Source organism: Bradyrhizobium sp. USDA 4369, assembly GCF_054056435.1.
In genome coordinates this window covers 7,041,072-7,061,290 of record NZ_JBSRYH010000001.1, presented here as the reverse complement: position 1 = coordinate 7,061,290, position 20,219 = coordinate 7,041,072, and the positions used below count along the sequence as shown (strand labels likewise).

Genomic DNA, 20,219 nt, shown 5'->3' with positions numbered 1-20,219 from the left:
AAGGATTGCAACACATGGATCGCAACGAACTGCTCGCCCGCATCGACGTCCCCGGGGCACTCGCGCTGCTGTCGCGCATGGTACAGCACAAGAGCTATTCGAAAACGGAGGGTGAGAAGCAGCTCGCGACCTTCATGGCGGAGCGGATGCGCGAGATCGGCCTGGACGCCGCTGTGGCTCCGTTCGGCACCGAAGGCCGGGTCAATGCCGTCGGACGCTGGAAGGGCAGCGGGGGTGGGAAGAGCCTGCTGTTCAACGGCCATGTCGATACCAACCCGGTGACCGAAGGCTGGACCGTCGATCCCTGGGAGGGGAAGGTCGACGACAAGTTCATCTACGGCATCGGCGTGTCCAACATGAAGGCCGGCGACGCGGCCTATTTCTGCGCGGTCAAGACGCTGATCGATGCGGGCGTGAAGCTCAGGGGCGATGTCATCCTGACCTATGTGGTCGGCGAGCTGCAGGGCGGCGTCGGCACCTATTCGCTGATCGAGCAGGGGCTGCGCGCCGACTATTTCATCAATTCCGAGCCGACCGACCTCCAGGCGATGACCATGCACGCGGCGGCGTTCATGTTCATCATCGAGCTCGTCGGCAACACGCGGCATTTGTCCAAGCGCGAGCAGGCGGTCGATGCCATCATGGCAGCCTGCGATCTCGTTCCGCGCCTCAATGCCATGACGTTCTCGGGCGCCCGCTCGCCCGCGCATGCGGCGATCAACCGTGTCCATGTCGGCGTCGTTCATGGCGCGCTCGGCCGCGAGTTGCACGAGTGGCGGACGCCGCAGGTGGCGGATTTCGTCCGCATCAAGGGCTCCGGCCGCTATGCGCCCGGCCAGACCGAGCAGGGCGCGCTGGCCGACATGCGGCGCGAGCTCGACGCGCTCGAGGCACGGTTTCCCGGCCTCAAGGCGCAGCTGATGTCGGAGGACCGCGCCGGCGTGCCGACGATGCCGCCCTTCGAGGTGGCGCCGGACAGCCCGATCGTGCGCGCGGTCAACGACGCCTATCGTGCCGTGCGCGGCGCGGCGCAGTCGACCGGGCCGATCGCGCCGAGCTGCTTCTACGGCACCGACGCCGGCCATCTCTATGCTTCCGGCGGGATGCAGGGCATTGTGTGTGGCCCTGGCGGCCGGTACAACACGATGCCGGATGAGCGCGTCGACATTCCCGATTATCTCGACATGATCCGCATCTACATGCTGGCCATTCTCGACATTTGCAGCTGACGGCCGCTCAGGCGGCCGCGGTCTGCTGCTGGAACTGCTCGAACGCTGCGATGGCGTCGGCCGCATACATCAGCGATGGCCCGCCGCCCATGTAGATTGCCATGCCGAGCGTCTCCTCGACCTCCTGGCGGGTTGCGCCGAGACGGACCAGCGCCTCGGCGTGAAAGCCGATGCAGCCGTCGCAGCGGACCGCGACGCCGATCGCGAGCGCAATCAGCTCCTTGGTCTTCTTGTCGAGTGCGCCGTCGGCGCCGGCGGCCCGCGCCAGCGCGGAGAAGCCCTGCATGACCTCAGGAATGTCCTTGCGCAGCGTCTTCAGGTTGCCGGACAGGTCCTTGCAGATCTCGCTGTACAGCTTGGTCATCAATATCTCCTACGACGTCTTCGTGGTGGGTTTGCCGGGCTCGCGCAGCGCGATGTAGATCGCGGGGATCACGAGCACGGTGAGCAGGGTGGATGAGGCCAGGCCGAATAGCAGCGAGATTGCCAAGCCCTGGAAGATCGGATCGAGCAGGATGGTGGCGGCGCCGATCATCGCGGCCAGCGCCGTCAGCAGGATCGGCTTGAAGCGCACCGCGCCGGCCTCCAAGACCACGTCGCGCAGGGTCTTGCCCTCTCCGCCGCTGTGCCGGATGAAGTCGACCAGCAGGATCGAGTTGCGGACGATGATGCCGGCCAGCGCGATGAAGCCGATCATCGAGGTCGCCGTGAACGGCGCGCCCAGCAACCAATGGCCGAGCAGGATGCCGATCAGGGTCAGCGGGATCGGCGTCAGGATGACGAGCGGCAGGCGGAAGCTTTTGAACTGCGCCACCACCAGCACGTAGATGCCGAGGATCGCCGCGCCAAACGCCGCGCCCATGTCGCGGAAGGTCACATAGGTGATCTCCCATTCGCCGTCCCATAGCAGCGTCGGACGGGACTCGTCCTTGGGCTGGCCGTGGAAGCCGATCACCGGTTTCGGTAGCTTGCCCCAGTCATGGGCGTCGATACGGTCGGCGACCGCGAGCATGCCGTAGAGCGGGGCCTCGAAGCGGCCGGCGAGCTCGGCCATCACCATATCGGCGAAGCGGCCGTCGCGGCGGAAGATCATCGGCGAACCGTCTTCCATCGTGGCCTTCACGACCTGGCCGAGCTCGACCACGGTCTTGCTGCCCGGCACCGTGTTGGCCGGCACCGGCGTCGAGGCCAAAGCCTCGCTCCAGCTCTTGTCGCGCTTGGGCAGCCGCACCGCGATCTCGATCGGGTTGCGGTCCTCGCCGCGATGCGAGTAGCCGACCGAGACGCCGCCGAACAAGGTCTGGATGGTGTCGTAGACGTCGCGCTGCTCGACCCCGAAGAATTCCAGACTGTCCTGGTCGATCGACAGCCGCAGCCGCGGTCGCCGCTGGCCGATCGAATCGTCGATGTCGACGATGAAGGGCACGTCGGCGAACACCTTCTTCAGCTCGGTCGTGACGGCGCGCCTTGTCGCGGCATCCGGGCCATAGATTTCTGCGAGCAGCGTCGCCAGCACCGGCGGTCCCGGCGGCACCTCGACCACCTTGATGCTGGTGCCTGACGGCACCGAAACGGCCTTTAGCCGCTGCCGCAGATCGAGCGCGATGTCATGGCTCGCCCGCTTGCGATCGCCGCGCGCCGCGAGATTGACCTGGAGCTCGCCGAGCTCCGGGCGCTCGCGCAAATAATAGTGCCGGACGAGGCCGTTGAAGTTGAACGGCGCGGCCGTGCCGGCGTAGCTCTGCACAGTCGTGATCTCCGGCAGCTGGTGCGCGATATCGGCTGCGGCGAACAGCGTCCGCTCGGTATCCTCCAGGCTCGCGCCCTCGGGCAGATCGACCATCACGGCGATCTCCGACTTGTTGTCGAACGGCAGCAGCTTGACCGTGACGGACTTGGTGGCGAACAAGGTCATCGACAGCAGCGTTGCGATGCCGACGCCGAGCAGAAAGATCCAGGCGGAGCGCTTGCTGGCGACGATCGGGCGCGCGACGCGGCGGTAGATGCGCCCGAGGCGGCCTTCGCCATGCGCATCGTGATGCGCGCCGGCCGTGGCCGTGGTCTGCTTTGGCGCCAGCCGCAGCATCAGCCAGGGGGCCACGACCATCGCGACGAAGAACGAGAACAGCATCGCGGCCGATGCGTTGGCCGGGATCGGCGCCATATAGGGGCCCATCAGTCCCGACACGAACAGCATCGGGAGCAGGGCGGCAACCACGGTGAGGGTGGCGACGACCGTGGGATTGCCGACCTCGGCCACTGCCTCGATGGTGGCCTGCAGGCGCGGCCGGCCGTCAGCCATGCCCCAGTGGCGGGCGATGTTCTCGACCACCACGATGGCGTCGTCGACCAGGATGCCGATCGAGAAGATCAGCGCAAACAGGCTGACGCGGTTGATCGTGTAGCCCATCAGATTGGCGGCAAACATCGTCAGCAGGATCGTGGTCGGAATCACCACGAACGTCACGAGCGCCTCGCGCCAGCCGATCGCTACCGCGATCAGCACGACGATCGAGATCGTGGCGAGGCCGAGATGGAACAAGAGCTCGTTGGCTTTCTCGTTCGCGGTCTCGCCATAGTCGCGGGTCACCGTGACGGCGACGTCGCTTGGAATAAGACTGGTCTTGAGTCCTGCGAGGCGCTGCGCGATGTCGTGCGACACCACGACCGCGTTGGCGCCGGCGCGCTTGGCGAGGGCAAGGCTCACCGCGGGCACGCGGTGCCAGTCGCCTTTGTCATTGCGCGCGTCGTCCCAGACGCGATGCTCGGCGAGATTGGGGCCGATGACGACGGTCGCGACGTCACGCACATAGACGGGGCGGCCATCGCGGGTCGAGATCAGCAGCAGGCCGATATCGGGAATGCCGGTCAGCGTCTGCCCGGCTGTGACGTTGCGCACGATGCCGCCGTCGCGGACGTCGCCGGCCAGGAAGGAGCGGTTGGCATCCTTCACCTTGGCGACGAGCTGCTGCAAGGTCACGCCGAACAGCGACAGCTTCTCAGGGCTGGGCTCGACGCGGATCTGCTGGGCGCCGCCGCCGGAGATATAGGTCAGGCCGATATTGTCGACCTTGGTCAGCTCTGCCCGCAGCTTGTCGGCAAGCTCGTACAGATCCTTGTCGGACCAGCGCTCGGCTGTCTCCGGCTTCGGTGACAAGGTCAGGACGGTGACGGCGACGTCGTTGATGCCGCGGCCGACGATCAGCGGCTCGGGGATGCCGACCGGGATACGATCGAGATTGGCGCGGATCTTCTCGTGGACGCGCAGGATCGCGTCCTCGAACTTGGTGCCGACCAGGAATCGCGCGGTCACCATGACCCGGTCATCCTCGGTCTGGCTGTAGACGTGCTCGACACCGTCGATCGCTTTCACGATGGTCTCGAGCGGCTTGGTCACGAGTTCGACGCCGTCGGGTGCGCGCAGGCCGTCGGCGTTGACGCGGATGTCGACCATGGGAACGCTGATCTGCGGCTCTTCCTCGCGCGGAATGACGACCACAGCGATGAGGCCGACCACGAGCGCGGCGAGCAGGAACAGCGGCGTCAGCGGCGAGGCGATGGTCGCCTGGGTCAGCTTGCCTGAGAGTCCAAGTTTCACGGCTGCACCAATTGGTCGCCGGCGCGCAGGCCGGACAGGATTTCAAGACCATCGGGATAATCGGCGCTCGGCAGCGCTCGGCCGCGCTGCACCGGCACGCTCACCTTCTGCGCTCCCTGCTGCAGCTGGACGTAGTCGATGCCGAAGCGGGTCGTGACGTAGCGGGCGGGGATCACATAGGCGTCGCGCTGGCCGCCGGAGATCCAGACGCGCAGCCGGTCGCCGACGAAGTACTGGCCGAGGCCTTGAACGATCGCGTCGGCGACGACGCGACCTTCCTCGATCTGCGGATAGACGAGGTCGATGACCCCCCATTTGTCGCCGCTTTCGCCGAACTCGGCGCCATCCAGGCGGATCTTGTCGCCGGCTTTCAGGAACAGCGCATGGCGTTCGGGCACGCGCAGCCGCAGCTTGAAGTTCTGCTGCGCCACCGTGACCACGGGATCGCCGGGCAGAACCACAGATCCCACCGTCACCAGCTTCTTCAGCACGCGGCCGTCATCGGGCGCCAGCACCTGGCCTTCGCTCATCTGCTGGTTGACCACCGCGCGCTCGGCGGTTTTGGCCCGCAGTCCGTTCTCGGCGACATTGAGCGCGGTGCGCGTCTCGTCGAGCTTGACACGGGGCAGGGTGCCGCGTTCGACGAGGCCTTCGGTGCGGGTGAAGTCGATCTGCGCCTGGTTGGCCTGCGCCTGCAGCGCCTCGATCTGGGCGTCGAGCGATTTGAGCTGCAGAGCGAGCTTCTCGTCGCCGATCAGCGCGATCGGCTGGCCGCGCTTGACCGGGTCGCCCTCGCGGACGGAGAGCTGCGCGATCGTGCCGCCGATGCGGCCGCGCGCCGGGACCACGCTGATGCTTTCCACCGTCGCGAACACGGCCTTCTCGTCGGCGATCTGGCGCGGGGCCACCGTCAGCGTCTCCTGCGCCGACGCCACCTGCCAGCCCATCTGCCACGCCATCGCTGCGATCAGGCTTAGGAGCGATAATCTGCGCATCGGTTTCATCCTGTCTTTCTTGAGTCAAATCGGGTGGTCAGGCGAAACGGGCGGTCCAGACATCCCACCGGATTACGGGTTCCCGCTTGATGCTGATCAAGCTAGCGGGATGGCACAGTCATAGTGTCGGTGCGGGTTTCGGCGGCGGCACTGCGCAATAAACCTGATAGAGCGTCTTCAGCACCTCGCGGGCCGGCTCGCTGGTGATCGAATAGTAGATCGTCTGCCCATCGCGCCGGGCGGTGACCAGACCGTCCTTGCGCAGCAGCGCAAGGTGCTGGGAAACGGTTGAGTCGCGCAGTCCGAGGAACGCCGCGAGCTCGCCGACCGACCGTTCAGCGTCGACCAGCTGGCAGATGATCAGCAGCCGGTGCCGGTTCGACAGCGCCTTCAACAGGTCGCTGGCCTGGTCGGCCGCCGCTTCCATGATGTCTGCATCAAATTTCATAGTTGCGTATATACAGAGATGCGAATATATAGTCAAGGCCGGCCGGGAGATCGAGGCTGAGCGAAACAAGAACGAAGCAAGGCGATGGAGGACCCAATGGCGGACGTTGTCGTGATCGGAGCGGGGCTGAGTGGCTCGCTGATGGCCTATGAATTGCTGCCCCAGATGCGAAAGGAGGACCGCGTGACCGTCATCTCGCAGGGATCCTCCTATCATTTCGTGCCGTCCAACCCGTGGGTCGCGGTGGGCTGGCGCAAGCGCGACGAGATCGAGATCGATCTCGTCGACGTCATGCAGCGCAAGGGCATCCGCCTGCTGACGCAGGGCGCGAAGCGGGTGCATCCTGACGAGAACCAGGTCGAGCTGACGGACGGCACCATGGTCGCCTACGATTATCTCGTCGTCGCCACCGGCCCCGAGCTCGCCTTCGACGAGATTCCCGGGCTCGGCCCCGATGGCCATACCCAGTCGGTGTGCCATGTCGACCATGCCGCGCATGCCAAGGCCGCATTCGACAAGCTTGCCGAGAACCCCGGCCCGGTCATCGTCGGCGCGGTGCAGGGCGCGTCCTGCTTCGGCCCGGCCTATGAATTCCTCTTCATCCTCGAGACCGAACTGCGCCGCCGCAAACTGCGCGACCAGGTGCCGATGACCTTCGTGACCTCCGAACCCTATATCGGCCATCTCGGTCTCGACGGTGTCGGCGACACGAAGGGGCTGCTGGAAAGCGAGATGCGCGAGAAGCACATCAAGTGGATCACCAGTGCGCGCGTCACCAAGGTTGAGGACGGCCGCATGGTCGTGGAGGAGGTGGCCGACGACGGTTCGGTTCGCAAGACGCATGAGTTGCCCTTTGCCTATTCCATGATGCTGCCGGCATTCCGCGGCGTCGGCGCCGTCAGAGGTATCGAGAAACTGACCAACCCGCGCGGCTTCGTGATCGTCGACAAGCACCAGCGCAATCCGGCCTTTCCCAATGTCTTCGCAATCGGCGTTTGCGTCGCGATCCCGCCGATCGGGCCGACGCCGGTGCCGGTCGGCGTGCCCAAGACCGGCTTCATGATCGAGTCGATGGTCACGGCGACCGCTCTGAACATCGGCGCGCTGCTGCGCGGCGAGGCGCCGAAGGCGCAGCCGACCTGGAATGCGATCTGCCTCGCCGATTTTTTCGGCGATTCCGGCGTCGCCTTCCTGGCGCAGCCGCAAATCCCGCCGCGTAACGTCAACTGGTCGGCGAAGGGAGAGTGGGTGCATTACGCCAAGGTCGCCTTCGAGAAGTATTTCCTTCGCAAGATGAGGCGCGGCACGCCCGAGCCGTTCTATGAGAAGTTTCTGCTCGACCGGCTCAACATCGCCAAGATCAAGGAGGTCAGGACAGGCACATGAGCGAGACCTTTCAACTGGTGTGCGGCCATTGCGGACAGATCAACCGTCTGCCGGCCGGCCGCGCGCCCAGCCAGGGCAAATGCGGCAAGTGCCACGTGCCGCTGTTCTCTGGTCATCCAATCGAGGTCGACCAGCCCGCGTTCGAGCGCCATGTCGCGCATAGCGACCTGCCGTTGCTGGTCGATGTCTGGGCGCCGTGGTGCGGGCCGTGCCGGGCGATGGCGCCGATGTTCGCGCGCGCCGCCGAGGCGCTCGAGCCGCGCGTGCAGCTTCTCAAGCTGAACTCCGACGAGGCGCCCGAGATCTCGGCGAAGCTCGGCATTTCTGGAATTCCCACCCTGCTGCTGCTGCAGAAGGGGCGGGAACTGGCGCGGATCTCGGGTGCGATGGACTCGCAACGAATCGTCGCCTGGACGCTGTCCGGCTTGCGGCAGTGATGCCGCGGCGCCGGCTTGATTACGCTCAAAGGCAACCATGAAGGACCATGCCATGAACATCGACAAAGCAGTTCTCTCCTTTGCAGGGTTCGTCGTCCTGCTCGGCCTTGCGCTCGGCTGGACCGTCAGTCCCTATTGGTACTTGCTGACCGCCTTTGCGGGCGTCAACATGATCCAGGCCTCGGTCACGGGCTTCTGCCCGGCTGCGATCGTGTTCAGGAAGCTGGGCTTGCGAAGCGGCAACGCGTTTTCCTGAGTCGGTCGGACATGCGGGGCGGGATGAAGATGAAGCGAGGATATCATGGCTGACTCGGACGAAACCTACATCGTCGGGCCGCTCTACAAGGCGCGCGACAAGGTCTATCCGGCAGCCGTGCACGGCCGCTTCCGGCGCATCAAATGGACCATCCTCTGCATCACGCTTGGCATCTACTATCTGCTGCCCTTCGTGCGCTGGGACCGCGGTCCCGGGATGCCGAACCAGGCGGTGCTGGTCGACTTCCCGCACCGCCGCTTCTACTTCTTCTTCATCGAGCTGTGGCCGCAGGAGGTCTACTACTTCACCGGCCTGCTGATCATTGCCGCAGTGGCCCTGTTCCTGATGAACGCGGTCGCGGGCCGGCTGTGGTGCGGCTATCTCTGCCCGCAGACGGTCTGGACCGACCTGTTCTACGCCGTCGAGCGCTGGGTCGAGGGCGACCGCCGCGAGCGCATGCTCAGCGACAAGCGCGGCTGGACCTTCACCCATATCCGCCAGGTCGCGCTGAAGCATTTCCTCTGGATCATGATCGGCTGGTGGACCGGCGGCGCCTGGGTGCTGTATTTCGACGATGCGCCGACCCTGGTGAAGGACCTCGCCACCTTCCAGGCGCCGTTCACGGCCTATCTCTGGATCGGTATTCTCACGGCAACCACTTATGTGTTCGCCGGCCACGCCCGCGAGCAGGTCTGCATCTACATGTGCCCGTGGCCGCGCATCCAGGCGGCACTGACCGACGAATGGGCGCTCAACGTCACCTACAAGGGCGACCGCGGCGAGCCGCGCATGTCGGTCAAGAAGGCGGAGGCGGCGCGGCTGCAGGGCGCGCCGGCCGGCGATTGCGTCGACTGCCACCAATGCGTCAATGTCTGCCCGACCGGCGTCGACATTCGCAACGGCATCCAGCTCGGCTGCATCCAGTGCAGCCTGTGCATCGACGCCTGCGATAGCGTGATGACCCAGATCGGCCGTCCCACCGGTCTGATCGGCTACGACACCGACATCAACGTGGCCAGGCGCAAAGAGGGCAAGCCGGAGATCTACCGCATCATCCGGCCGCGCACGATCATCTATGCGAGCTTCATCGCGATCGTCGGCGGCGTCATGCTGTACACGCTGGCGACACGCGGCACGATGGGCATCAATGTGCTGCATGAGCGCAACCCGCTGTTTGTGCAGTTGTCCGATGGCGGCGTGCGCAATGACTACACGGTGCGGCTGCTCAACAAGCGCGGTGCGCGTGACTTCGTGCTCGACGTCGTCGGCCTGCCGAACGCCAAGGTCACCGTGGCCGGTGAGAGCCGCGAAGCCGACGGCCGCATGCTGATCGATGTGGGCCAGGACCAGACCCGCGAGATCCGGGTGTCGATCGAGGCGAAGGGCGCCGATCTTCCGCCGGCGCCGGTCGACATCGAGATCAGGATCACCGATCCCGCGACCGGTACGTCGGTCAGCAAGCACGATCACTTCGTGCCGGCGCCACGCTAAGCCAGCGTCGGCTGGATCTGTTGCGGAACATTCGCACCAGCTTGCCTCTAACTGATGGGGAACAGGGAGGAGCATGTGCTCCTCCCTGTTTTGTCGTCTCCGGTTGTTCCAGATCAATGATGGACAAAGACCCCGGGCAGAGCATTGCCACGTCAAGGGATCGATGTTTCCTACTGACGGAGAATGAGAGATGTTCAAGGTCGCAATTCTGATCTGGGTCATGCTGGGTACGGTGCTGGCGGGTAGCGCGGTCACGGCGTTGTTGACGGTGCAGGGACCGGTCGGAAGTCCGATGAAGGATCTGCCGCTTGCGGCGATTGTCGGCTTCATCGTTGCGATGCCGCTGTCCTATCTCGTCGCGGCGAAGATCAGCCGGAACGGCGGGGGCCGGGTCGCCTGAGGGCGGGAGGCCGGACTGGGGACGTTCACGGAGTCAAATAGCGCATCGTCAAACCGCGCCTCAACGGGGACCGCAGAAGCGAGACGTCGTGACGCGTTCCCGCGGCGCAATGCGTCCGAGTTCTGCCGGTCCGTTCCGCCCCCCTGTCGAAGAAGAGGGCGCGGGGAATGCCGGGCGCTGGCCGCACCCATGGCCCGCCTGCAGAGAAAAAAGCAGGCGGCAGTCACCACAGGTTCAGCCGAGACGTCCCGGCATTCCCCGCGCGATGGTTTTCACGCTTATGTCGCGCTCTCCTCGGTGTCCGGCCTGTGAGCCACCGTCGCCGTCCGGATCATCGTCACCAGACGACTTGACGCCAGCATCGGGGCGTCAGGACCACGCGATTTCACGTCCGCCACCAGCCGTTCGTCCGCGCGCCGTCAGAGCGCGCTGCGGCATGATTGCAGCCACCGCATCCCGCCTCGCGTGTCGTGACGATCGCGATCCGCCCCTCTTGCCGAAGCAGGATACGCAGGAGTAAATCATGAATTCGGAAAAAATGAAATAGCAAAATGGCGCTCGCCGATCGCGATGCACTCTGCGTCACCGCGGTGTGACCCGCCAGGCGGCAGGGTCGGGTCGCCGATGACGTCGAAGGACGCTGTCAGGGCGGCGGCGATGGCCGTTCACGCGCCGCAGGCGGACCCGGAGTCTTGCAGAATGCCGGGGAGCGTCGATCGCGCGCCGTCCAGGAACAGCTGGATCGCGTCGCGAACGGTCTGCTCGAGATCGGACGGAACCGGCGTCTCGTAGATGAACTTCCGGATCGCGAGGTAGAAGATGCGTCCGTGCAGGCCCCAGAACATTTCGGTTTCGCGGCTACCGAGCGGGCAGGTCTCGACATCAGGCAGGTTCATCTCATGTCGGAGCTCAAGCGCCGCCGGCTCGATGATCTCGCGCCGGACGAGGTCGAGGTAGCGCCCAGTGATGCCGAATGATCGCATTCCGGAGAACACGAAGATCCGCACCCAATTATACTCGAACACGCGGGCCACATAGTCGAGATAGAAGCCCGTCAAGCGCGCCTGCAGCGGTTGGCTGCGATCGCGGATCAGGGGACCCCAATCCTGCGACCAGCGGCTGAGATAGACCTCCTGATAGACGCGTTCGATCAGCGCCTCCTTGCTGGGGAAATGCCGGTAGATCACCGAATGCGCGATGCCCATGCGCTTGGCGAGCTCCCGCGTCTGGCCCTCGAAGCCGCGCTCGGCGAAGAAGCGGATCGCCTCATCCACGATCAGCCTCTCACGGTCGGCGGCACGCATGTTGCGGCGCCGCAGTTTCGGATGGCTTGCGCTCTTGCGCTGGCTGCCCGCACGGCTGGGGCCCTGTTTCTTTGCGCTTGCGGTTTTCGGAGCTCTGGCCATGGCCTTCATCATTGTCGCGGCATCTCGGCTTGATAGCCGAAAGCATATTTGTGACCAATCGTTCGTTTCTGGTTGACCGGGTTGGCGGCGGTGTGCCAGTGTTTTGAGACCAGATGGTCACAAATCTGGGAGTCCGGGCTGATGAGCCCTGGAAGCGAGGAAACGGATGAAAGCGAGGGCTTTCAGCTATTTTCGGGCACGCACGGTCGAAGAGGCGCTCGACGCTCATGCGCAAGGCGGCGATGACGCGCGCTATATCGCCGGCGGCCAGAGCCTGGTTCCGGCGCTCGCGCTGCGGCTGCAGGCGCCGCGCCGTCTGGTCGATATCAACCACATCGATGATCTGCGCGGGGTGCGGCGTGAGGGCGAGTGGCTGCGCATCGGCGCGCTGACGCGCCATCGCGAGATGCTGACCGAGCCGCTGATCGCGGAATTTGCGCCGCTGCTGCGGGCTGCGGCGCCCTTCGTTGCCCATCCCGCCATCCGCAATCGGGGCACCCTCGGCGGCAGCATCGCGCTCGCGGATCCGGCATCTGAATTCCCGGCCGTGGTACTCGCGCTGGAGGCCGAGATCGAGGTCGCCGGGCCCGCCGGCCGGCGCCGAGTCAGGGCTGAGGACTTTTTTGTCGATCTGTTCGAGACGGCACTTGCGCCGGGCGAACTGCTCGTTGCGGTTCATGTGCCGCTGTTCAAGCCGGATCAGCGCATCGCATTCGACGAGCTGGCGCGCCGGCGCGGCGATTATGCCCTGGTGGGCTGCGGCCTCTGCGCGACCTGCGAGGACGATCTGATCAAGGACATTCGCATCGCGTTTTTCTCGGTCGGCAATGTCCCGACGTGCGCTCGCCGAGCCGCAGCCGAGGTCGCTGGATCGCGCCTGAGTCCCGACGTGATCGCGGCGGCGCAGGCCGCGCTCGGCGAGGACCTTGCGCCTGATGACGGCGACGATGTTCCGGCTGCGATGCGCCTGCATCTGGCGCGGGTCCTGCTCGGCCGGCTGCTGGGCCAGATCGGAGGGGCCGCGTGAGCTCGATCGTATCCGATATCGACGAGGCTGACGAGACGGTCCGCGTCCGCTTCGTCGTCAACGGCCGCAACACGACTTGCGATGTCGCGCCGCGCGACACGCTGGTCGATTGCCTGCGCCATCAGCTCGAACTCACCGGCACGCATGCCGGCTGCGAGATGGGCGCTTGCGGCGCCTGTCTGGTCCAGCTCGATGGCCGCGCCGTCCATGCCTGCCTGATGTTCGCGGTGCAGGCCGATGGCGCGCGGATCGACACGATCGAGGGGCTGTCCGAGAGCGGTGTGATCGCTGATCTTCAGGCCGAGTTTCACCGGCGCAACGCGCTGCAATGCGGGTTCTGCACGCCGGGCATGCTGATCAATGCCCACGAGCTGCTCTCAAACGTCGCGCAGCCGAGCCGGGAGGCCATTCGTGACGCGCTCTCGGGCAATTTCTGCCGCTGCACCGGATATGAAGCGATCGTCGACGCGATCGCGGCGGTCGCCGAGGCACGTGCGGCGAAGGCTGCACAAGGTGCGGAGGGCGCAGCGTCATGACCGCGCCGCTCACCCCGCTTGATCGTCCGAACTCCTATATCGGCCGTTCGGTGCCTCGGCCGAACGCGAAGCGGCTGCTCGCCGGGCGCGGGCGCTACGTCACCGACATCCGCCTGCCGCGCATGCTGCATGCGGCGTTCCTGCGCAGCCCGCACGCGCATGCGCGGATCATCAGCATCGATGCCGACGCGGCGCGCGCGCTCGCCGGCGTGCATCTGATCGCAACCGGCGCTGACCTCGCCAGGATCTGCACGCCATGGACCGGCACGCTCGATCATTTCAAGGGCATGACCTCCGAGCCGCAGCTGCCGTTGCCGCTCGATCGCGTCGTCTGGGCCGGGCAGGCCGTTGTCGCGGTCGTGGCGGAGAGCAGGGCGCTGGCCGAGGATGCTCTGGAGCTGATCTCGGTCGACTATGAGGAATTGCCCGCTGTCGTCGATCTCGACGAGGCGCGCCAGCCGGGGACGCCAACAGTCAATCCGGCGGGCCAGTCCAATATCTGCTTTCGGGCCCAGCTCGACAGCGGTGGGGTGGACGAGGCCTTTGCGGCTGCGGCCCATGTGATCGAACAGCAGTTCAGCTTTGGGCGGCATACGCCGGTCACCTTGGAGCCGCGGGCCATCGTCGCGGATTACGAGCCTGACAGCGGCATGCTGACGGTGCATCACGCCACCCAGACGCCGTACCAGTTCCAGGATCTCTATTCCCGGCAATACAACATCCCGGAAGCGCGCGTCCGCGTCATCGCGCCGGATATCGGCGGCTCGTTCGGCATGAAGCTGCATGTCTATCACGAGGACATGGCGGTGATCGGGCTGTCCATGATGCTGGGGCGTCCGGTGAAATATGTCGCGGACCGCATCGAATCCTTCGTCTCCGATATTCACGCCCGCGATCACCGCGTGCAGGCGCGCATGGCCATTGACGCCGATGGCAAGATCCTCGCGATGGACGTCCACGACGCCACGGCCATCGGCGCGTTCTCGACCTACCCGCGCACCAGCGTGGTCGAAGGCAACCAGGTCATCCGCCTGATCGGCGCGCCCTATGGTTTCACCTCTTACCGGGCGGCGCTCGAGGTCGTGTTCCAGAACAAGGTGCAGACCAGCCAGTATCGCGCCGTCGGACATCCGATCGCCTGCGCCGTCACCGAGCGCATGGTCGACATCGCCGCCAGCCACGCGGGGCTCGATCCGCTGGCGATGCGCGATCGCAACGTGATTGCCGACGACGCCTATCCGCTGGTGTCGCCGACCGGCTATAAATTCGAGGCCCTGTCGCACCAGGCCTGTCTGCGGCGCCTGCGCGAGATCATGGACTATGATGCGCTCCGGGGCGAGCAGGCCGAACTGCGCCGGCGTGGCGTCCATCGCGGCATCGGCATTGCGACCTTCGTCGAGATCACCAATCCGAGCCCGGCCTTCTATGGCGTCGGCGGCGCGCGCATCTCGTCGCAGGATGGTGCGACGATCAGCCTGACGCCGACCGGCGAGGTGCGCTGTGCGATCTCGGTCACCGAGCAGGGGCAGGGCACCGAGGCGATCATCGGCCAGATCGTCGCCGACCAGCTCGGCCTCGCCCAGGAGCATGTCAAGGTCATCACCGGCGACACCGAAGTGACGCCGCATGGTGGCGCGACCTGGGCCTGCCGCGGCGCCGGCATCGGCGGCGAGACCGCGCTGCAGGCTGCGCGCCGGCTCAAGGCCAACATCCTTGCGATCGCGGCCCTGGTCCTGCAGGAGCAGGCGGCGGCGCTCGACATCGTCGATGGCCAGGTCGTGAGTGCCGCCTCCCGGCAGCCGCGGCTGGACGTGGCGGAGATCGCGCGGATCGCCTATTTCCGCTCGGACACGCTGCCGCCAGGCACGCAGGCGCAGCTGACCGTCAGCCATCACTTCGCGCCGCAGGGCTATCCCTTCGCCTTCACCAACGGCATCCAGGGCTGCTCTCTCGAAGTCGATGTCGACACCGGCTTCGTCAAGCTGCTGAAGCACTATGTCGTCGAGGATTGCGGGCGTATCATCAATCCCATGCTGGTCGACGAGCAGCTGCGTGGCGGCGTGGTCCAGGGTCTTGGCGCCGCGCTGTTCGAGGAATGCCGCTACGGCGAGACCGGCCAGCTGCTCAACGGATCGCTGGCCGATTATCTCGTGCCGATGGCGATGGAGATGCCCGATATTGTCATCGACCATGTCGAGACGCCGACGGCCGATACCATTCTGGGCGCCAAGGGCTGCGGCGAGGCCGGGACGGCGGCGGCGTCGGCCTGCGTGCTCAATGCCGTCAACGACGCGCTGACGCCGTTCGGCGCATCGATCAATACGATACCGATCACGCCGGCCCGCATCTTGAAAGCGCTCAATCGCTACTAGCAAAACACGTCGAGGGAGGACATCATGCCAGGCTACAAGAGGTCAGGACCAGGCGGCATATCGCGGCGCAACGCGCTGCTGGGAGCATCGGCCGGCATTGCCACGCTGGCCATGCCGCGGCTCGGGCGCGCCGCTGACGATACCATCCGCATCGGTTTTCCGACGCCGCTGACCGGCCCGTTCGCGGCCGAGGCGCGCGACCAGGTCAAATGTGCCGAGCTCGCCGTCAAGCTGGTCAACGACAAAGGCGGCATCGGCGGGCGCAAGGTCGAGCTGCTGGTGCGCGACGACAAGCTCAATGCGGGCGAGGCGGCGACGCGCACCCTGGAGCTGATCGAAAAGGACAGGGTGCATGCGGTGGTCGGCGCGCTCTCCAGCGCGGTGCAGCTCGCAGTCAACGAGGTGACCCGCGCGCGCGGCGTCATCTACGTTTCGATCAGCCAGTCCGATACGATCAACGAGGCCAAGGATTTCAGCAAGTACACGTTCCACGAGGCGCTCAATCCGCACATGACGACGGCCGCCGTGGCGCGGCAGACCCTGAAGAAGGGCATGAAGGTCGCCCATCTCGTCGCCGACTATGCCTATGGCCATGAGATGCTGCGCGGCTTCAAGCGGGCGCAGGCGGCGATCGGGGCCGACACCGTCGGCGAGATCCTGCACCCGTTCGGCGCGGCGGACTATTCGACCTTCATGCCGCGGCTGATGTCGCTGCGCCCGGATGTGCTGTGCATCAGTAATTTCGGCCGCGACCAGGCCAATGCGATCAAGCAGGCGGTCGATTTCGGCATCAAGCAGCAGATGAAGATCGTCGTGCCGGTGATCCTGCACAACCAGCGTCTCGCGGTCGGACCCGACGTGTTCGAGGGCGTGGTCGGCGGCGCCAATTATTATTGGGGACTCGAGACCCAGAACAAGACCGCGTCCGAGTTCAACGCGGCGTTCCGCGCCGCCAATGGCGGCGCCATCCCGACCGATTACGGCGCCTATGGCTATTCGGGTGTCGGCTCGCTGCTGATGGCGATGCAGGCGGCCGGCGGTACCGAGACCGACAAGGTCGTCGCGGCGCTGGAGGCGCTGCAATATGACCTGACCAAGGGTCCGCAGCATTACCGCAAATGCGACCACCAATCGGTGCAGTCGGTGCTGGTGCTGGAATCGAAGAAGAAGTCGGCCATGGCCAATGACAGCGATCTGTTCGCGATCGTGGCCAGCGATCCCGGCGCCGACGAGATGCTGCGCAGCTGCAGCGAACTCGGCCACGCGACCTGACCCGGACCGCATGGACCTCTCCCTGATCATCATGCAGCTGTTCTCCGGCATCGCCCTAGGGGCGGTGCTGGTGATCACGGCGCTCGGCCTCACCATCGTGTTCGGCATGCTGGGCGTCGTCAATTTCGCCCATGGCGCGCTGTTCATGATCGGCGCCTATGCCGGGCTGTATCTGGCGTCGCTGACCGGCAGCTTCTGGTGGGGGCTGCTGCTCGCGCCCGTGCTGGTCGGCGCCTTCGGCATGCTGATCGAGCGCGTCCTGGTCCGGCGCCTCTATGGCCGGTCGGTCGATGATCCCCTGCTGCTCACCTTCGGGCTCAGCTACATCCTGGTCGAGGGCGTGCGCATCGTGTTCGGCAGCGACGGCATTCCGTTTCCGACGCCACCGCAGCTGATCGGCGTCGTCGATCTCGGCGTCGGCTTCTTTCCGAAGTACCGGCTGTTCGTGATCGCCTTGGTGGCCGTCGTGCTGCTGGCGCTGTGGCTGATGCTGGAGAAGACCCGGGTTGGCCTCATCGTGCGTGCCGGCGCTCGCGATCCGCAGATCATGCGCGTGCTCGGCGTCGACATCGGCAGGGTCTGGCTCGCGATCTTCGGCCTCGGCGTCGGCCTCGCTGCGTTGGGCGGCGTCCTGGCAGGGCCGATGCGCAGCGTCAATCCGGAAATGGGAACTCTGGTGCTCGCGGAGGCCTTCGTCGTGACGGTGATCGGCGGCCTCGGTTCGATCGTCGGCGCCGTGGTCGCGGGGCTGATGGTCGGCATCTGTATCAGCATGGTGGCGCTATTCGCGCCGGAAATGGCGACCATCGTGATGTTCGCGCTGATGGCGGCGGTGCTGCTGGTGCGGCCGCAAGGCCTGTTCGGCCTCAAGGGGAGAGCATGATGGCGATGCAGTCGAGCGGTGCGGCACCGGCGCTGCCGCAGGCGCAGCGCGCCATGGCGGCGGTGGCCGACCATCGCGTCCTGGTGTCGCTCGTGGCGCTGGCCCTGTTGCCCTGGCTGCTGCCGTCGAAAGCGCTGGCCGTGAACGTGCTGATCTATGGCGTCGTGGTGATGGGGTATAATCTCCTGTTCGGCTATACAGGGCTGCTGTCGTTCGGCCATGCCGCCTTATTCGGAACAGGCGCGTATCTGACCGGCATCGCCATCGGCCGCTTCGGACTGCCCTGGTTCGCCGCGGTGACGCTGGCGATTGCGGCCAGCACCGCGCTCGCCGCCGCCATCGGAACCATCTCGACGCGGACCCGTGGCATCTATTTCTCGATGGTCACGCTGGCGTTGGCGCAACTGGTCTATTACGTCGCCTTGCAGGCGTCGTCATGGACGGGCGGCGAGAACGGGCTGCGCGGCTTCACCGTCGATCACGTCAATCTGCTCGGCCTGCAGATCAACTTTCTCGATCCGGTCAACAAATATTACGTCCTGATGGCCTTCGCGGCGCTGGCGATCTGGGTGCAGTCGCGCATTCTCAATTCGCCGTTCGGCGCGGTGATCGAGGCGATCCGGGAGAACGAGCAGCGCGCACGGGCGTGCGGCTATGACGTCGAGCGCTGCAAGCTGATCGTGTTCATGCTGTCGGGCGCGATCTCCGCTATCGGCGGCTGCATGTCGGCCTTGCACCTGTCGATCGTGCCGCTCGACATCCTGCACTATCAGACATCCGGCATGATCGTGATGATGGTGCTGCTCGGCGGCGCCCGCAGCTTCTTCGGCCCGTTCATCGGCGCCGCGGTTTTCCTGATCCTGGAAGACGTCGTCTCGGTCTGGACGCCGCATTGGCAGATCGTCGTCGGCGCGATCTTTGTCGGCTTCGTTCTGTTCCTGCCGAAGGGCATCTGGGGCACGTTGCTGGACCTGCTGCCGGCGGCGAGGGAGCGGCGATGAGCACTGAGCTGTTGCGTGCCGACGGCATCGGCCGTCGCTTCGGCGGCTTTGTCGCCCTCGAAGGCATTGCCGTCTCTTTCGCGGCGGGCGAGCTGACCTCGATCATCGGCCCGAACGGCGCCGGCAAGAGCACGTTCTTCAACATTCTCTCCGGCACGCTGTCGCCGAGCATGGGCACGCTACGCTTCAAGGGCCAGGAGCTGAACGGCCTGCCGCAGCACCGCTTCGTGCATCGCGGCATCTCGCGCTCCTACCAGATCACCAACATCTTCCCGGACCTGTCGGTGCACGAGAACGTCCGGGTCGCCGCGCAGGCGATGAGCGTCAGCTACGACATCTGGCGCAGGCGCGCCGACCTCGTCGAGCTGAGCGAACGCGCCGATACGGCGCTGACGGCCGTCGGGCTGATCGGCAAGCGCGGCGAGCAGGCCAAATTCCTTGCCCATGGCCAGCAGCGTGCGCTGGAGATCGCGATCGCTCTGGTCTCCGAGCCGGAGCTGTTGCTGCTGGATGAGCCGACCGCCGGCATGGGGCCCGAGGAGACCAAGGACATGGTCGCATTGCTCGAGCGGCTGGCCGAACGGCGCACCGTGCTGCTGGTCGAGCACAAGATGAAGATGGTGCTGGGGCTGAGTCAGCGCGTGCTGGTGCTGCACCATGGCCGGCTGCTCGCCGACGGCCGGCCGGACGACATCAGGAGCAATCCCGACGTGCGCCGGGTCTATCTGGGACAGAGTGAAGGCTATGGCTGAGACCGCATTGCTCGAACTCGACGGCGTCCAGGCCTGGTATGGCGCGAGCCACGTGCTGCACGGCATCTCGCTTCGCGTCAACGCGGGCGAGGTGGTTGCGCTGGTCGGCCGCAACGGCGCCGGCAAGACCACGACCTTGCGCAGCATCATGGGACTGATGCCGCGGGCCGCGGGGCAGGTGCGTTTCGCAGGCCAGGACCTGCTGCCGCTGGCCGCGCATCGGCGCTTCCACCTTGGCCTCGCTTATGTGCCGGAGGAGCGCCGCATCGTGCCGGGATTGTCGGTGCGCGAGAACCTGCGGCTCGGGCTGGTGGCGGCCAAGGCCGACATCGAGGAGCGCGCGGCGTTCGCAGAGATCGCCGAGACCTTTCCGCGGCTGCGCGAGCGGCTCGACCAGGAAGGCGTGACCTTGTCGGGCGGCGAGCAGCAGATGCTGGCGATCGCCCGGGCCTTGATCGCGCGGCCGCGCATGGTGCTGCTCGACGAGCCGTCGGAAGGCATCATGCCGGTGCTGGTCGAAGAGATGGGCGTGCTGTTTCGTCGCCTGCGCGACCAGGGCATGACCTTGCTGCTGGTCGAGCAGAATGTTGAATGGGCGCTGCGGCTCGCCGATCGCGCCGTGATCATCGACCAGGGCGAGGTCGTGCATGAAAGCAGCGCCGCCGCTTTGTTGGCCGACAAGGACATCCAGGATCGCTATTGCGCGGTGTGAGTTTGCGCGGCGCGCCGG

19 protein-coding genes are annotated in these 20,219 nt (G+C 65.8%); 14 read left to right on the top strand and 5 right to left on the bottom strand.

Annotated features, from left to right (window positions below; genetic code table 11):
* Window positions 1-14: 14 nt before the first annotated feature.
* On the top strand, window positions 15-1,229 hold the full coding sequence (locus ACVIJ6_RS32060) for a M20 family metallopeptidase (RefSeq protein WP_456775985.1): 1,215 nt from the start codon (window positions 15-17) through the stop codon (window positions 1,227-1,229).
* 7 nt (window positions 1,230-1,236) lie between these two features.
* On the opposite strand, the gene ACVIJ6_RS32055 is transcribed toward ACVIJ6_RS32060, so the two are convergent.
* The 4 genes from ACVIJ6_RS32055 to ACVIJ6_RS32040 form a co-directional block, all read right to left on the bottom strand.
* Entirely contained in the window at window positions 1,237-1,593 is a 357-nt protein-coding gene (locus tag ACVIJ6_RS32055) for a carboxymuconolactone decarboxylase family protein (protein ID WP_456775984.1), read from the bottom strand.
* Between the two features lie 9 nt (window positions 1,594-1,602).
* Window positions 1,603-4,827, bottom strand: coding sequence for an efflux RND transporter permease subunit (locus ACVIJ6_RS32050; protein ID WP_456775983.1), 3,225 nt, complete (start codon window positions 4,825-4,827; stop codon window positions 1,603-1,605).
* Complete coding sequence (locus ACVIJ6_RS32045; RefSeq protein WP_456775982.1) at window positions 4,824-5,822, bottom strand: efflux RND transporter periplasmic adaptor subunit; 999 nt, start codon at window positions 5,820-5,822, stop codon at window positions 4,824-4,826. The genes ACVIJ6_RS32050 and ACVIJ6_RS32045 overlap by 4 nt, the downstream gene beginning before the upstream one ends.
* 118 nt (window positions 5,823-5,940) lie before the next feature.
* Window positions 5,941-6,249: an ArsR/SmtB family transcription factor gene (locus ACVIJ6_RS32040; protein WP_456775981.1), complete on the bottom strand. Its 309-nt coding sequence runs from the start codon at window positions 6,247-6,249 to the stop codon at window positions 5,941-5,943.
* Between the two features lie 117 nt (window positions 6,250-6,366).
* On the opposite strand from ACVIJ6_RS32040, the gene ACVIJ6_RS32035 reads away from it, so the two are divergent.
* The 5 genes from ACVIJ6_RS32035 (at window position 6,367) to ACVIJ6_RS32015 (ending at window position 10,240) form a co-directional block, all read left to right on the top strand.
* Window positions 6,367-7,656 carry an NAD(P)/FAD-dependent oxidoreductase gene (locus ACVIJ6_RS32035; RefSeq protein WP_456775980.1) on the top strand — a complete coding sequence of 430 codons (1,290 nt, stop codon included), beginning with the start codon at window positions 6,367-6,369 and terminating at the stop codon, window positions 7,654-7,656.
* Window positions 7,653-8,093, top strand: a complete 441-nt coding sequence (locus ACVIJ6_RS32030) for a thioredoxin family protein (protein ID WP_456775979.1) — start codon at window positions 7,653-7,655, stop codon at window positions 8,091-8,093. Before ACVIJ6_RS32035 ends, ACVIJ6_RS32030 begins: the two co-directional genes overlap by 4 nt.
* Window positions 8,094-8,145: 52 nt before the next feature.
* Window positions 8,146-8,349, top strand: a complete 204-nt coding sequence (locus tag ACVIJ6_RS32025; protein WP_456775978.1) for a YgaP family membrane protein — start codon at window positions 8,146-8,148, stop codon at window positions 8,347-8,349.
* A 45-nt stretch (window positions 8,350-8,394) separates the two neighbouring features.
* Complete coding sequence (gene ccoG / locus ACVIJ6_RS32020; protein ID WP_456775977.1) at window positions 8,395-9,840, top strand: cytochrome c oxidase accessory protein CcoG; 1,446 nt, start codon at window positions 8,395-8,397, stop codon at window positions 9,838-9,840.
* 190 nt (window positions 9,841-10,030) lie between these two features.
* On the top strand, window positions 10,031-10,240 hold the full coding sequence (locus ACVIJ6_RS32015; protein ID WP_456775976.1) for a hypothetical protein: 210 nt from the start codon (window positions 10,031-10,033) through the stop codon (window positions 10,238-10,240).
* A gap of 665 nt (window positions 10,241-10,905) precedes the next feature.
* On the opposite strand, the gene ACVIJ6_RS32010 is transcribed toward ACVIJ6_RS32015, so the two are convergent.
* Window positions 10,906-11,544: a TetR/AcrR family transcriptional regulator gene (locus tag ACVIJ6_RS32010; RefSeq protein ID WP_456777126.1), complete on the bottom strand. Its 639-nt coding sequence runs from the start codon at window positions 11,542-11,544 to the stop codon at window positions 10,906-10,908.
* A 268-nt stretch (window positions 11,545-11,812) separates the two neighbouring features.
* On the opposite strand from ACVIJ6_RS32010, the gene ACVIJ6_RS32005 reads away from it, so the two are divergent.
* From ACVIJ6_RS32005 to ACVIJ6_RS31970, 8 genes are read left to right on the top strand one after another with little or no spacing between them, the layout of a single operon-like run.
* Complete coding sequence (locus ACVIJ6_RS32005) at window positions 11,813-12,673, top strand: FAD binding domain-containing protein (RefSeq protein ID WP_456775975.1); 861 nt, start codon at window positions 11,813-11,815, stop codon at window positions 12,671-12,673.
* Complete coding sequence (locus ACVIJ6_RS32000) at window positions 12,670-13,209, top strand: (2Fe-2S)-binding protein (protein WP_456775974.1); 540 nt, start codon at window positions 12,670-12,672, stop codon at window positions 13,207-13,209. The genes ACVIJ6_RS32005 and ACVIJ6_RS32000 overlap by 4 nt, the downstream gene beginning before the upstream one ends.
* Window positions 13,206-15,581 (top strand): xanthine dehydrogenase family protein molybdopterin-binding subunit, encoded by a 2,376-nt coding sequence (locus ACVIJ6_RS31995; protein WP_456775973.1) that lies wholly within the window; start codon window positions 13,206-13,208, stop codon window positions 15,579-15,581. The genes ACVIJ6_RS32000 and ACVIJ6_RS31995 overlap by 4 nt, the downstream gene beginning before the upstream one ends.
* Before the next feature lie 24 nt (window positions 15,582-15,605).
* Window positions 15,606-16,853 carry an ABC transporter substrate-binding protein gene (locus ACVIJ6_RS31990; RefSeq protein WP_456775972.1) on the top strand — a complete coding sequence of 416 codons (1,248 nt, stop codon included), beginning with the start codon at window positions 15,606-15,608 and terminating at the stop codon, window positions 16,851-16,853.
* Between the two features lie 10 nt (window positions 16,854-16,863).
* Window positions 16,864-17,736, top strand: coding sequence for a branched-chain amino acid ABC transporter permease (locus tag ACVIJ6_RS31985; protein ID WP_456775971.1), 873 nt, complete (start codon window positions 16,864-16,866; stop codon window positions 17,734-17,736).
* On the top strand, window positions 17,736-18,737 hold the full coding sequence (locus ACVIJ6_RS31980; RefSeq protein WP_456775970.1) for a branched-chain amino acid ABC transporter permease: 1,002 nt from the start codon (window positions 17,736-17,738) through the stop codon (window positions 18,735-18,737). Before ACVIJ6_RS31985 ends, ACVIJ6_RS31980 begins: the two co-directional genes overlap by 1 nt.
* Window positions 18,734-19,489 carry an ABC transporter ATP-binding protein gene (locus ACVIJ6_RS31975; protein WP_456775969.1) on the top strand — a complete coding sequence of 252 codons (756 nt, stop codon included), beginning with the start codon at window positions 18,734-18,736 and terminating at the stop codon, window positions 19,487-19,489. Before ACVIJ6_RS31980 ends, ACVIJ6_RS31975 begins: the two co-directional genes overlap by 4 nt.
* On the top strand, window positions 19,482-20,201 hold the full coding sequence (locus ACVIJ6_RS31970) for an ABC transporter ATP-binding protein (protein ID WP_456775968.1): 720 nt from the start codon (window positions 19,482-19,484) through the stop codon (window positions 20,199-20,201). The genes ACVIJ6_RS31975 and ACVIJ6_RS31970 overlap by 8 nt, the downstream gene beginning before the upstream one ends.
* Window positions 20,202-20,219 lie beyond the last annotated feature (18 nt).

Excerpts from the sequence above, each read along its gene's own strand:
- ACVIJ6_RS32060 (WP_456775985.1), top strand. The coding sequence starts at position 15 with ATGGATCGCAACGAACTGCTCGCCCGCATCGACGTCCCCGGGGCACTC.
- ACVIJ6_RS32055 (WP_456775984.1), bottom strand. The coding sequence starts at position 1,593 with ATGACCAAGCTGTACAGCGAGATCTGCAAGGACCTGTCCGGCAACCTG.
- ACVIJ6_RS32045 (WP_456775982.1), bottom strand. The coding sequence starts at position 5,822 with ATGCGCAGATTATCGCTCCTAAGCCTGATCGCAGCGATGGCGTGGCAG.
- ACVIJ6_RS32040 (WP_456775981.1), bottom strand. The coding sequence starts at position 6,249 with ATGGAAGCGGCGGCCGACCAGGCCAGCGACCTGTTGAAGGCGCTGTCG.
- ACVIJ6_RS32035 (WP_456775980.1), top strand. The coding sequence starts at position 6,367 with ATGGCGGACGTTGTCGTGATCGGAGCGGGGCTGAGTGGCTCGCTGATG.
- ACVIJ6_RS32030 (WP_456775979.1), top strand. The coding sequence starts at position 7,653 with ATGAGCGAGACCTTTCAACTGGTGTGCGGCCATTGCGGACAGATCAAC.
- ACVIJ6_RS32025 (WP_456775978.1), top strand. The coding sequence starts at position 8,146 with ATGAACATCGACAAAGCAGTTCTCTCCTTTGCAGGGTTCGTCGTCCTG.
- ccoG (WP_456775977.1), top strand. The coding sequence starts at position 8,395 with ATGGCTGACTCGGACGAAACCTACATCGTCGGGCCGCTCTACAAGGCG.
- ACVIJ6_RS32015 (WP_456775976.1), top strand. The coding sequence starts at position 10,031 with ATGTTCAAGGTCGCAATTCTGATCTGGGTCATGCTGGGTACGGTGCTG.
- ACVIJ6_RS32010 (WP_456777126.1), bottom strand. The coding sequence starts at position 11,544 with ATGCGTGCCGCCGACCGTGAGAGGCTGATCGTGGATGAGGCGATCCGC.
- ACVIJ6_RS32005 (WP_456775975.1), top strand. The coding sequence starts at position 11,813 with ATGAAAGCGAGGGCTTTCAGCTATTTTCGGGCACGCACGGTCGAAGAG.
- ACVIJ6_RS31995 (WP_456775973.1), top strand. The coding sequence starts at position 13,206 with ATGACCGCGCCGCTCACCCCGCTTGATCGTCCGAACTCCTATATCGGC.
- ACVIJ6_RS31990 (WP_456775972.1), top strand. The coding sequence starts at position 15,606 with ATGCCAGGCTACAAGAGGTCAGGACCAGGCGGCATATCGCGGCGCAAC.
- ACVIJ6_RS31985 (WP_456775971.1), top strand. The coding sequence starts at position 16,864 with ATGGACCTCTCCCTGATCATCATGCAGCTGTTCTCCGGCATCGCCCTA.
- ACVIJ6_RS31980 (WP_456775970.1), top strand. The coding sequence starts at position 17,736 with ATGGCGATGCAGTCGAGCGGTGCGGCACCGGCGCTGCCGCAGGCGCAG.
- ACVIJ6_RS31975 (WP_456775969.1), top strand. The coding sequence starts at position 18,734 with ATGAGCACTGAGCTGTTGCGTGCCGACGGCATCGGCCGTCGCTTCGGC.
- ACVIJ6_RS31970 (WP_456775968.1), top strand. The coding sequence starts at position 19,482 with ATGGCTGAGACCGCATTGCTCGAACTCGACGGCGTCCAGGCCTGGTAT.